Raw genomic sequence first — 13,657 nt, forward strand, 5'->3', positions numbered from 1 at the left:
GTCCGCCCTTTTTCTTTGTCCGTTTTCCAAGGTCTGCGAAGCTGCAGACATGTACCTTGATAATGCAGGCAAGGACCTAGCCTTAGCCTCAGCCTTGGCCATCAGCATTCAGCGATCCAACAGCGCAGAAACATGGCTCTGTAAAACTGCTCTGCCTGCGTTCCACGTCGAGAGGAGCACGCCTTACATTCTCGGTGGCCCCCGCAAGAGCGTCGCGAGGCTGTGTCATTTCTCTCATGAGATGATGCTGGAGATACCCGTCAGGACAAAGTCGTCACCGCGCCTCCGTGCAGACAAACAATAGCAGGGCAGCCACAATAAAAATTCAGCCCCGGCCGAAAGCCATCGCCTCCTGACACTCTGGCTTACGGAATATAATAAGGGCGGGCACCGTGGTGTCTGCCCTTTTTCTTTGTCCGTTTTCCAAGGTCCACGAAGCTGCAGACATGTACCTTGATAATGCAGGCAAGGGCCAAGCCTTAGCCTTAGCCATCAGCATTCGGCGATCCAGCAGCGCAGAAACATGGCTCTGTAAAACTGCTCTGCCTGCGTGCCACGTCGAGAGGAGCACGCCTTACATTCTCGGTGGCCCTTGCAAGACCGTCGCGAGGCTGTGTCATTTCTCTCATGAGATGATGCTGGAGATACCCGCCAGGACAAAGTCGTCACCGCGCCTCCGTGCAGACAAACAATAGCAGGGCAGCCACAATAAAAATTCGGGCCCCTGCGTCACCGCAGGAGCCTGATTTTAAAAGCAAACGTAGAGCCGGTCGTCTCAGTCGAACGGGATCACCCGATCGTCAGCCGACAGGGGCTTGCCGTCGACGGATACAGAGACCTCCGCCGTGCCGGCCTTACGGCTGACGACGATGTCCTTTGCTTTACCGTCCAGCGTGATCTTCACCGAGAAGCCGCTCCAGTCTTCGGGCAGCGACGGCGCGATGTGAAGCTTGCCTTCGGTTCGGGTGATACCGAGAATGCCCTCGATCGCGGCGCGATAGAGCCAGCCGGCGGAACCCGTGTACCAGCTCCAGCCGCCGCGACCTGCATAAGCGCCCTCACCATAGACATCGGCGGTCACCACGTAGGGTTCGACCCGATAGGTTTCGGACGATGCCGCGTCGAGCGCATGGTTGACCGGGTTGAGCAGCTTGAAGCAGTTCCACGCCTCCTGCGCACGCCCCTGCTTGGCAAGGGCAAGCACTACCCAGGTCGCCGCGTGGGTATATTGTCCGCCGTTTTCGCGCACACCCGGCGGATATCCCTTGATATAACCCGGATCATGCGGTGCCCGCGAGAATGGCGGGGTGAACAGACGGATGATACCGGCCTTTTCATCGACCAGATGCTCAATGACGGCGTCCATCGCCTGCCGTGACCGGCCTTCCTCACCCTCGCCGGAAAGAACGCTCCAGCTCTGGCCAAGTGAATCGATCTGGCATTCCTCGCTGGTGGCGGAACCGAGCGGCGTGCCGTCGTCGAAATAACCGCGACGGTAGTAGCTGCCGTCCCAGCCCGCAGTTTCGAGAGCATTGCGAAGCTTTTCGCGATGCGCCGACCACCTGCCGACACGGTCTGCATCACCGCGCTTTTCGGCGATCGCGATGAAGTCGCGAAGCGCTCCGGCCAGGAACCAGCCAAGCCAGACACTGGTGCCCTTGCCGCCGATGCCGACACGGTTCATGCCGTCGTTCCAGTCACCGCCCAGGATCAGCGGCAGACCGTTTTCGCCGGTGCGATGGATCGCGAGATCAAGCGCCAGCGCCGCGTGTTCGTAGAGGCTAGCGGATTTGTCGCTCGTCTCCGGCTGGAAGAAGGCATCGTGCTGCCCCGGCATCAATGCCGGTCCCTTGATGAAGGGGATGCTTTCATCAAGGATGGCCGCATCGCCCGTAGCCGAGACATACTGGTTGATCGCATAAGCGAGCCAGACCACGTCATCAGAGATCGTCGTGCGGACACCTGCACCGGTCAAAGGCAGCCACCAATGCTGGACATCGCCTTCAGCAAACTGGCGGCCTGCCGCACGCAGGATCTGCTTGCGAGCGAGATCCGGCTGGTAGAGCAGGAATGCCAGCGTGTCCTGAAGCTGGTCACGGAAGCCGAAGGCGCCGCTCGACTGATAGAAGGCCGTGCGCGCCAGGATGCGGCACGCCAGCGCCTGATAGGGCAACCAGCTATTGACCATGTGGTTGAAGCCGGCATCGGGCGTGGTAACCTGCAACTGACCGGTAAAGCCAGTCCAGAACGCCTTGCTGCCCTCCAGCACCGACTGGAAATCCGCCGCACGGACTTGTTCGACCAGCGTTGCCGCCTCCTCCGCATTGTCGGCATCGCCGAGAATGAAGGTCATATGCCGTTCTTCACCGGGCTTCAGGTGGATTTCCTGCATCAAGGCGGCGCAGGGATCGCCGTCCACCTCGGTGCTGCCACTGAGTGCCGCACCGGACACAATGCCCTGCGGAGCCTGTGCAGAACCGAAGCGGCCGATGAATTCACGGCGGCTGGTGGTGAAGCCGCTTGCCTCGCTGTCGAGCGTCAGGAAGGCAGTGCGGGTGCTATAGTCGATGCTGTAAGGGTTCGAAGCAAAAATCGCATTGCTGCTGGCATCGTGCCTGCTCAGGATGAACGGCGCAGATTTCTGGCCATTATTGCCCAGCACCCATTCCACATAAGCATAGACCTTCAGGCGGCGGCTTTTCGAACCCTTGTTGCGTACGATGAGCTGCGAGAACTTTACCGGCTTTTCACGGTCTACCGTCTGCGTCACCTCAACTTCAAGCTTATCCGTCTTGCCGGTCATTACGGAGTAACCTAGACCGTGACGGGTTTCGAACAGGGCTTCCGGATCACGCGAAAGGGCAGCACAGGGCGTATAGAGCTTTCCTGTTTCCACATCGGCAACATAGAAGGCCTCGCCCGGCCGGTTGATGACCGGATCGTTGCTCCAGGGTGTCAGCTGATAGTCACGGGAATTGCGGCTCCAGGTGAAACCAGCGCCTTCCGCCGACACATGGAAGCCGAAACTTTCGTTCGAGATGACGTTGATCCAAGGATGCGGCGTGGATTGCCCACCATGCAGGCGCACGACATATTCCTCTCCGCTTTTGGCGAAACCACCAAAACCGTTCCAGAAATCGAGATCGCCGGCATCCTCGACAGCCTCAGCGACGGGGAACGCAGGCACCGGCAGGCGAGCCTGCGCGGCCTCAGTAGCGCCGTCAGGACCGCGATGCGCCGCAAAAAGCGACACGGCGCGGTTGATCTGGTCGACAATCTTGCCATTCCGCACATGCAGCACGACGCGGGAGGCCGCCAGAAGCGCGCTCCATGTCTCTTCGTCCATCAAGTCGCGGCGAACGGAGAACACATGCGGCCTACCACCATCGGCGGGATTGATGCGACGCTGTGCCTCGGAAATATGATCCAGAGCATGCTGCATATCCTGTGCATACGACGCGGCCCGTTCGTTGACGATGACGAGATCGAAGATCACGCCGCGCGAACGCAGATATTCGTGGGCGCTGAGCGCCTCACGGGCAATATCCATGTCCATATCGTCGTTGATACGCAGGCTGAAGATCGGGAAATCGCCCGAAATGGCAAGCGGCCAAAGCGCCCGCTGCGAAGCGAGGCCCGTTTTCAGCGTTTCCGAATCCGCGCGCAGATGCATGTCCGGATAGGTCAGATAACGGCCGAGATGCTGGAAAGCGGCTGCCTGCTGCGAAGTGACACCCACATGGCGCATCTGCACCTGCGTGCGCGTCCATGCATGCACGAGTTCATGGGCAAATGCGTCCGGATGGCGATAACGATCGATCGCCTTGTCGACTTCCTCGCGGCTCGGCGCGGCAATCGTCCAGAAAATCACGCTCACCTTCTTGCCGGCCGGTACGCGCACAGTGCGGCGCAACGACAGGATTGGATCGAGCGTGAAGCCGTCGGTGTTGGAAAGCGTGGCACCGGTATCGAATGCAGCCGCTTCACCGAGCGATCGGCCGCGGCCGATGAACTTGGCACGGTCCGTCTCGAACTCCGTCGGGCGCGATGGGCCGGCGTTATCGGCAGCAAGATGCGCGATGATCGTTCCGGGCTCATTCGGGCTGCGGCGGTTACGCCAGGCGCGGATCACATCGCCGCGCCGGCCGATCTCCGTCTGCACGAACATGCGCGAGAACAGCGGATGGGCGTTGTCGTCGTCTTCCGACGCAATGACCGGCTCCATATAGGAGGTCACTTCAATGTAGCGATCCTCGGAACCGACATTGAGCAGCGTGACGCGGCGGCCATCGGCATCGTGCTCAGTGGCGACGATGCATTCAACGACGCTCTGCAGATCGCCGACATTCTTGTGGAATTCGGCCTTGTCGTCGGTGAAGATCGTCTTGGTCTTTTCGCCTTCGATGACACGCGGCTCAGCCGTCGCACTCCACCATTGTCCATTGGTGGTATCGCGCAGGAAGATGAAGGTTCCCCAACGATCTTCGGTCGGGTCGGCCTTCCAGCGGGAAATCGCCTGACCGTTCCATTTCGAATATCCCGCACCCGTTGAGGTGAGCATCGTCGAATAATGGCCGTTCGACAGGAACACCACTTCGCGGTCGCGCACGGCCGGGTCGGCGATGGAGCGCACTTCCGCACGCAGCAGGTCTGCCTGTTCCTTGCCGGGGGTTTCCGGCTCGTATTTGGCGCTCATGACAGGCACTTCGCGCGGTGCCTTTTCCTGCAACAGGAGTTCGGCCGCCTCGATTACCGGGTCGGAATGGAAGAGTTCGCGCAACACACCGTCAAAGGCGACGTTGGCGACAGCCGCGATCGACATGCCGTGGTGGTGGGCATAATAGTTGTAGACCACCGCGCAGACCTTGCCGTCAGGCACACGTGTCGGCGTGAAATCCACGGCATCATGGAAGCCGTACTGTCCAAGCGCGCCAAGCTTGCGCAGCTTGTCGAGGTTTTCCAGCGCACCGTCAGGATCGTACTGGCTGGCGAGGATCGACGCATAGGGCGCGATGACAGCATTCTGGCCGAGACCGCGCTTGAGGCCAAGCGTCGGCACACCGAAGTTGGTGTACTGGTAGTTCATGTTGTGATCGCGGGCATTGAACGCCGCTTCGGAAATGCCCCATGGCGTGCCGAGACGGCGGCCGTGGTTCATCTGTTCCTTGACGATCAGATTGTTGGTCTGGTTGAGAATGCCACCCTGACGCTCCTGCATGACGAGCGGAGGCATCAGATATTCGAACATCGAACCCGACCAGGAGACCAACGCGCCCTGCGCACCGATCGGCACGACCTGGCGGCCGAGACGGTACCAGTGCTCGGTCGGCAGATCGCCCTTGGCGATGGCAAACAGGCTGGTCAGGCGGCATTCGGACGCCAGAAGGTCGTAGCAGGCCTCGTCCAGTTCCTTGCTTTCGACGCGGTAGCCGATCGACAGAAGACGGCGGTCCTTGCGATAAAGGAACGTGAAATCCATCGAGAAAGCGAGGTTGCGGCTGCGGTCGCGCAGCGATGCAAGACGCTGGCGTAGCGGCTCCATATTGGTGAGGTCGATGGCGCTGTCTGAAATATGCGCCTCGCAGCAATCCACGAGCAATTGCGCCCAGCGGGTCACTTCCGCGCTCTGCGCAGACTTCACTTCGTGATCGACATTGGTAGCGAGCTTCTGGATGTCGCGCGCGAGTACCGCAAGATTGATGACGCGGATCGATGCGAATTCATGCTCGCGCTTGACCGAGGCAAGAGCGTTCGAAAAACCGATGATGCGTTCTTCGAGGCGGCGATGCAGCGGACGCAGGTTCTTGCGGTCGTCAGGCAGCGCTTTCAGCGTTTCGCGCAGAATACCGGCGAGATCGCCGATACCGTCGAGATTACCCTGAAGATGCGCGGAAGGCGCTTCCGCCCACTGGCGGCAGGCAGACGAAACCGCAATCAGGTGACCGGCGAGATTACCGCTGTCCACCGCCGAAACGTAACGGGGACCAAGCGTCTGCAGCGTGTCCGTATGGTACCAGTTGTAGAGATGGCCGCGATGTTTCTCCATCTTCTCGACGGTCTGGATCGTGTTCTCGATCCGCTCCAGCGTATCGGCAAAGCTGATCCAGCCAAACTGGCGCGCCGAAATGATGGAAAGCAGGTAAACGCCGATATTGGTAGGCGATGTACGCGAGGCAACAATCGGCTCCGGCGTTTCCTGGAAGTTGTCCGGCGGCAGGTGGTTTTCCTGCGGCGTCACGAAGGCTTCGTAATAACGCCATGTGCGACGCGCGATCTTGCGAAGCTCGAAAGAGACGTGTTCCGAAACGAACAGCCGGTCTTCGGTTTCCGCCGACTGGCTGACATACCAGGCAACCGCGGGAGACAGAACCCAGAGCAGTGTGAAGGGAATGCCGATCAGGAAGGCATTGTCACCGGGCAGCGCCGCAAACAACAGGCCGAGCATGGCCACAACAGGCGCATGCCACATCTGGCGGAAATAATAGGTGATGCCGCCCTGGGCGCTAGACTGCATGCTGGCGGCGGTGCGCCATTCCAGCATCAGCTTGTGGCTGACGAGCAGACGGTAGAGCGAACGGACAATTGCATCCGTCATCATGCAGGCAGAATCGGCAATGAAGACGATACGCAGCGCAACCTGCGCATTGGTGGCGCGGATTTCCGACCAGATGGTGTGGAAATGCGCCTGAGGCACGATATCAGTGGAGCGCGGCACGAGGCCGGAAAGCAGCGAGAGCGTCGGAGCGACGAACAGCGAGAAGATCAGCAGGATCTGCCAGATCAGCGCACCGAGCGGGTCCATGAAATACCAGCCGAGGATCGAGGCGAAGAACCATGCAATCGGCGTCAGCGAACGGCGAAGGTTATCGACCATCTTCCACCGGCCGATCGCGGTAACACCACGGGCGCGGTCGAGAATATAGGGAAGCAGCTGCCAGTCGCCACGCGCCCAGCGATGCTGGCGCGAGACTTCCACCTCGTAGCGGGTTGGGAAATCCTCGACCAGTTCCACATCGGTCACCAGCGCGCAGCGCGCAAAGGATCCTTCGAGCAAATCATGGCTGAGGATGGAGTTTTCCTCGATCCGGCCCTTAAGCGCCGCCTCGAAGGCATCCACGTCGTAAAGACCCTTACCGGTGAAGGTGCCTTCGGAGGTCAGGTCCTGATAAACGTCGGAAACGGTGAAGACGTAAGGGTCGATACCGCGATTGATCGAGAAGACACGCTGGAAGACGGAGGCATCCTTGCCCGTCGTCAGCGAAGGCGTAACGCGCGGCTGCAACAGGCCATAACCTTCAACCACACGTCCCGAGACCGGATCGATGACGGGGCGGTTGATCGGGTGATGCATCTTGCCGACGAGCTTGGTCACCGCATCGCGCATCAGGCGCGTATCGGCATCAAGCGTCATGACGTATTTGACATCGGCCGGCACGATATTGGCGCCACCGAGGAATGTCGTGTCCTTGTCGCCGCGCAGCAGCATGTTCAGTTCATGCAGCTTGCCACGCTTGCGCTCCCAGCCCATCCAGCAGCCTTCGGACGGGTTGTAGATGCGGCGGCGGTGCAGCAGGTAGAAACGCGTCTTGCCATCGAAGGCATAACGGCTGTTCAGCGCCGCCAGTTCGCGCTTGGCATATTCGAGAATCTCGAGATCGTCGCCGGACTGCTCATATTGGGCATCGCGCCAGTCGCTGACCAGCGCGAAATAAATCTCGCCATGCGGATTGGCGAGATAATGCACCTCGATATTGCGCATCATCTCGTCGACGCTGTCGCGGCTGGTCAACATGCAGGGCACGGCAACAAGCGTGCGGGCGTCCTGTGGAATACCGTTCTTGAACTCGTATCCGACCAACCGGAACGGCTTCACGAAGAAAGTGACGAGCGTGTTGAACAGACCGGTCGCGCCTTCCGAAGCAGGCAATGCAAACATCAAGAGGAATGCGGTCACCACATACCAGGGCATGCCCGCTTCGGCCAGGAACCAGCCGACGGCAAGCATGACGAGCGCGGTGATGAGAAACACTGGCGCCGCAATTGCGAGCCAGTTGAACTTGCGCATAGACCGGACGATATGCTGCGAGACCAGCGGCCTGTAAGCGAGCACCTTTTCAAGCTCGAACCGGCGCTCGCCGACGAGTACGGAGCCGACATTGACGCGATGGTTTTCAGACACCTCGGCAGGCTCGCCGGATCTCGCCATTTCCACGGCGGCACGCGCGACCTCTACCTCTGTCTTGGGGGAGCGACGCGCAAGAAGCTCGATCGTGTTGCGATAGGTGTTGCGCGAACCGAAATCGAGAATCTCGTAATCGGTTTCCTCGCGCAGGACCTTGTCGATATGGCTGACTTCCTCGAACCACACCGACCATTCGGTATCGTCGATTTCCCTCAGGCTCTTGACGATATTGCCCATCGTCACATTGCCGGAGGCCAGCCGGTTGTGTTCCGACATCATGACGTTTTCAGCGTCGGTGCCCGCAGCATGCAGGCGTTCTTCAAGCCAAGCAACCGCAAAACCCGAAGTCTGCGAGCCGTTTCTGAGGCGATAGAGGAACTGCGTCGCAAACGTCGGGTCATCGACCAGCGAATCGACCTGCTTGAGAAGCGCTGCGGAGGCTTCCGCATCGTTCAGGCGAATGATTTCGTCGACGACTTCATTCGCCTTCTGGCGCATGCGGCGCGAGCGTTCCACGCGAATGGAGATGCGGCGAAGATTTTCGATGAGGACAAAACGGATGATGGAGGGCAGCGCCCACAATTCGCCGATCTGCAGCGTCTTCGACGTCTGGTAGCCATCCACCAGCGCCGTCATATTCTCGCGCGAGACCGTGCTGTGGGTATGGGCGACATAAAGCCAGCCGAGCGCCATGACCCGCGGGATCGTCACGCCGCCCACCGTCATTGTCGGCAGCTGGCGATAGAACTTGCGCGGAAAATCGCGGCGGACTTCCTGGATCGCCTCTTCGATGACGTAGTGGTTGTCGAGCAGCCATTCCGCCGCCGGCGTTATCGTCGCGCCATTTTCCGCGTCGACGGCCGTTGTGCGGTAGACCCGCAGGATTTCCTTCTCGTTCTCACGGTGGCGCTCGAAGAAGTCGAACTCCATGAAGCCGGGAAGGGTATCGGCACCGTCGCGCGAAAGCGCGGCACCGGCATCATGCAGTTCCTCGACCGTCATATAGGACGCGCGAATCGAATCATTGTGATCGATCTGCTTCGTCTCGGAATCACGGGCGGCGGCGGTCGGGGTAATATGAAATGACATCGGCTCGTATTCTGAACTTTATGGAGAATTGTTCGACTTGACCGGCGTTTCGTCCGTGGCGGGAATACGCACGAAATCGGGCCACGCTATATTTATGACTTATCCTGAACCTTCGGTGAACCGGATCAGACGTTGTGTGCAACGCATCGTCAAACGGCGAATATCCGCAAGCACGGCGTTTTGCTGCGCGATCCCTCCGACCATGCAAAGCCGGGGATCTCTGCGGACAATGGATTTTCGACGACAGGAAAATTTCGCCCTATGGCCCGGCAATGCCGTTCCAACCGGATTTCGCACCTTCCCCCACGGCGAAAATTGTTCGCGCAACGTCAGATAGTCCCCCTTTGACACCTGAAGGGCAACGCGAGGCCGAGAAGGCCTGCGCCACATCCGAAACGCTAATGCCCCAGGACGTCTATAGTTCCATGCCACCTGTCGCGATACGATGCAAGCGATGAATTTCAAGGCATTCCGGCTCCGGGAACGCCCCTTACATGCCCGCGTATATGCTGCTATGAAATTTGCAAAAAGCGCTGGAAAAAAGCGGCGTAACCAGGGACTTCGAAAATGACCAGACAGACCGCAAACATTGCCTCCTTCGCCAACCATATGCCGGATGTGGTGGCAATCCGCCGCCACCTGCACCGGCATCCCGAAATCGGTCTTTCCGAATTCCAGACCTCGGATTTCATTGCCGGGCAGCTGGTGGAAATGGGTTACGAAGTAACGCGCGGACTTGCCGGAACCGGTATCGTCGCCACGCTCCGCAATGGCGACAGTGCCCGCACGCTCGGCATTCGCGCCGATATCGATGCCCTGCCGATCCGTGAGGAAACTGGAGCGGAATATGCAAGCGCCAATGATGGCGTCATGCATGCCTGCGGCCATGACGGACACACGGCCATGCTCCTGGGGGCCGCGAAGATCATCGCCGAACGCAGGAATTTCGATGGGACCCTGCATCTGATCTTCCAGCCGGCGGAGGAGAATTTCGGCGGCGCCCGCATCATGATCGAGGACGGACTGTTCGACCGCTTCCCATGCGATGCGGTTTTTGCCCTCCATAACGATCCCGGCGTACCCTTCGGACAATTCGTCCTGCGCGACGGCCCGATCCTTGCCGCCGTCGATGAATGCAGGATCACCGTCAACGGATATGGCGGCCACGGCGCCGAACCGCAGGATGCGGCCGACCCTATCGTTGCGGGCGCCAGTATCATCATGGCCTTGCAGACGGTGGTGTCCCGTAACATCCATCCGCAACTATCGGCGGTCGTCACTGTTGGCGCATTTCATGCTGGCGTTGCGAGCAACGTCATTCCCGAGAAGGCGGAAATGCTGCTCACCATCCGTTCCTTTGACGCGGGTGTGCGCGACGAACTGGAAAAGCGTATCCGGGCGATAGCCGAAGGCCAGGCGGCCAGCTATGGCATGAGTGTCACGCTCGATTACGAGCGCGGCTACAATGCGACAGTCAACCACAAGGCGGAAACGGACTATGTCGCCGGTCTGGCCCGTCGTTTTGCCGGGGCGGAAAAGGTGGTCGAAATGCAGCGCCCGTCCATGGGCGCGGAAGACTTCGCCTACATGCTTGAAAAACGGCCCGGCTGCTACTTCTTCCTCGGTACCGCGCGCACCGAAAACGACCCGCCGCTGCACCATCCGAAATTCGACTTCAACGACGATATCCTGCCAATCGGAACCGCCTTCTGGGTCGATCTGGCGGAGGATTATCTCAAGGCGTGAATGAATGTAAAAAGGCCGGTCGGAGGAGCGACCGGCCTTTTTTTCTCAAGTTTCCTGATGAGAAAATCTGGGAGGATCAGGGAACGAGACCGAGTATGACCGCCGCGACAAAAGCCACGCACACGCCGACAAGAGCCGCGTGAACCGAATCTCTCCAGTTTCGCTGCGACTGGGGCTGCGAGACAAAGTCTTTTGCTTTTCCGGCCTTGGAATAAGACATTGTACAACTCCCTTCCCTGCTCGGCCCGTCAAAGCGGGCACTGCTTATTTCCCGTGAAGAATAGCTTTATTCCCCACTGTTTCAGTAGAGATAAAATTCCATAAGTTCGGCGCATTGGGAAAAATACGGATCGCGACTTGCCGCCGGACAAGCATCAATCTACCCATTGCGCAGGATCAACGTCGCAGACGGCATTTCCGTTCAAAATCATTGGCAGGCTCGGATAAGGACCATGACGGATATCGACGCCATCATCATAGGAGCCGGGGTGATCGGACTGGCGACGGCCCGCGAACTGGCGATGCGTGGTCTTTCCGTCATCATCCTCGAAGGCGAAAAGGAATTCGGTTCCGCCACCTCTTCGCGCAACAGCGAGGTTATTCACGCCGGGCTTTATTATCCTGAAGGCAGCCTCAAGGCACGCCTTTGCGTTGAAGGCAGGGAGCGGCTTTATACGTTCTGCCAGAGCCATGGCGTTTCGCACCGCCGCTGCGGCAAACTCATCGTGGCAGCGAATGCGGACGAAACGGTTCTGTTGGCGACACTCAAGGAAAAGGGTAACGCCAATGGCTGCGACGACCTCGAACTGATCGATGCCACGCAGGCGCTGTCGCTCGAGCCTGCGCTCACCTGCGTAGCGGCCCTGCTTTCACCTTCGACCGGCATCATTGATAGCCATGGTTATATGCTGGCGCTGCTCGGCGACGCGCAAGACCATGGCGCAGCCCTCGCCCTGAATGCACCATTCGAAAGGGCGGAAACGACCGGCAACGGTTTCCGCGTTCACGTTGGCGGCAAGGAACCTCTCAGCCTGACATGCCGGCTGCTCGTCAACTCCGCCGGCCTTCTGGCACCGCTGGCGGCAAAACAGATCGAGGGATTGCCGAAGCACACGATCCCGGAGGCGCGTTTCGCCAAAGGCAGCTATTTTTCGCTGACCGGCAAGTCGCCTTTTTCACGGCTCATCTACCCCGCTCCGCACACCCACGGCCTTGGCGTGCACCTCACCCTGGATCTTGCCGGTCAGGCCCGTTTCGGGCCGGATGTGGAGTGGGTCGACACCATTGATTATGCCGTCGATCCCCGCCGCATGGAGGGTTTTGGCGACGCGATCCGCCGCTATTGGCCGGGCCTACCGGAACACGCGCTGATCCCGGCCTATTCGGGCATCCGGCCGAAGATTTCAGGACCCGACGAACCGGCCATGGATTTTCGCATCGACGGGCCGGAAACCCACGGACTTGCCGGTCTCGTCAATCTTTTCGGCATCGAAAGCCCCGGCCTCACCGCCTCGCTGGCGATGGCCAACGAGGTTGCGGCACGGCTCGAGGCCTGATCTCACCTGATCTCAGCCGAAACGGGACAGCGCGCTCGCCATGATCTCCGGATCGACATTGCCGCCGGAGGCAACCGCAATCACCGTTTCGCTCTCCAGCTCGTTGCCGTGAAACAGCGCCGCCGCCAAGGCCACCGCGCCGCCCGGCTCGACGACGACCTTCAGCCTGTTGAAGGCGAGAACCATGGCCCGCAGTGCTTCATCTTCGGTTACGGCAATGCCTTTTCCGCAAAGCCCAACCATAATCGGGAAGGTGATGTTACCGGGCTGAGGCGTGACGATTGCATCGCAGATCGAACCGGAAGTCGTTGCATTCCGCTCGATCCTGCCCGCTGCGAGTGAGCGCGCCACATCGTCGAACCGCTCGGGTTCTGACGTCCTGACCTTGTAGTTCGGCGCTTTCGCCGCAAGGGCAAGGGAGATGCCGGATGTGAGGCCGCCGCCGCCGCAGGGCACGAGAACCTCGGCCGCATCGATACCGAGTTCCAAGCCCTGTTCGGCGATTTCCAGCCCGACAGTCCCCTGCCCTGCAATCACCAGCGGTTCGTCGTAGGGCCTGATAAGGGTCAGTCCGCGCTCGCTCGACAGGCGGTCGCCAATGGCGTCGCGATCGTCATTCGCCCGGTCATAGAGCACCACTTCCGCACCATAGTCGCGGGTATTGTCGATTTTGATTTTTGGTGCATCGGAGGGCATGATGATGACGGCAGGCACGCCATGCAGACGAGCAGCAAGCGCGACGCCCTGCGCATGGTTGCCCGAGGAAAAGGCGATCACGCCACGGGCGCGCACATCGGCCGGCAGACCGGATACCGCCGACCAGCCGCCGCGAAATTTGAACGAACCCGTTCTTTGCAGGCACTCGGCCTTCACGAACAGCTTTCGCCCGGCAATCTCATCCAGAAAATGCGACGACAGAAGCGGTGTCCGCACCGCATGTTCGCCGATGCGCTGGCGCGCTGCCTCAATCATCGAAATATCTGTCATGCCCTGCCCCTGTAATGCGGATGTTGGGTGTACATTAGGAGGTCGCAATTAATAGTGAAACCGGCTGGACAAGAAAAATCCCCGGTCTTGGCCGGGG

Annotated in this window: 4 protein-coding genes; 2 read left to right on the plus strand and 2 right to left on the minus strand. The window is 59.7% G+C overall.

The features are described 5' to 3' along the window. Positions 1-775: 775 nt before the first annotated feature. Entirely contained in the window at positions 776-9,271 is an 8,496-nt protein-coding gene (locus G6L97_RS11615; RefSeq protein ID WP_111782554.1) for a GH36-type glycosyl hydrolase domain-containing protein, read from the minus strand. A 567-nt stretch (positions 9,272-9,838) separates the two neighbouring features. On the opposite strand from G6L97_RS11615, the gene G6L97_RS11620 reads away from it, so the two are divergent. After that, a complete protein-coding gene (locus tag G6L97_RS11620) occupies positions 9,839-11,017 on the plus strand; it encodes a M20 aminoacylase family protein (RefSeq protein ID WP_003516543.1) in 1,179 nt (392 codons plus the stop codon). Positions 11,018-11,469: 452 nt separating this feature from the next. Then, positions 11,470-12,573: an NAD(P)/FAD-dependent oxidoreductase gene (locus tag G6L97_RS11625; RefSeq protein WP_111782552.1), complete on the plus strand. Its 1,104-nt coding sequence runs from the start codon at positions 11,470-11,472 to the stop codon at positions 12,571-12,573. A 12-nt stretch (positions 12,574-12,585) separates the two neighbouring features. On the opposite strand, the gene G6L97_RS11630 is transcribed toward G6L97_RS11625, so the two are convergent. After that, complete coding sequence (locus tag G6L97_RS11630; RefSeq protein WP_065659969.1) at positions 12,586-13,560, minus strand: threonine ammonia-lyase; 975 nt, start codon at positions 13,558-13,560, stop codon at positions 12,586-12,588. Between the last annotated feature and the right edge of the window lie 97 nt (positions 13,561-13,657).

This window comes from Agrobacterium tumefaciens, from assembly GCF_013318015.2.
In the GTDB taxonomy this organism is placed as follows: Bacteria; Pseudomonadota; Alphaproteobacteria; order Rhizobiales; family Rhizobiaceae; genus Agrobacterium; species Agrobacterium tumefaciens.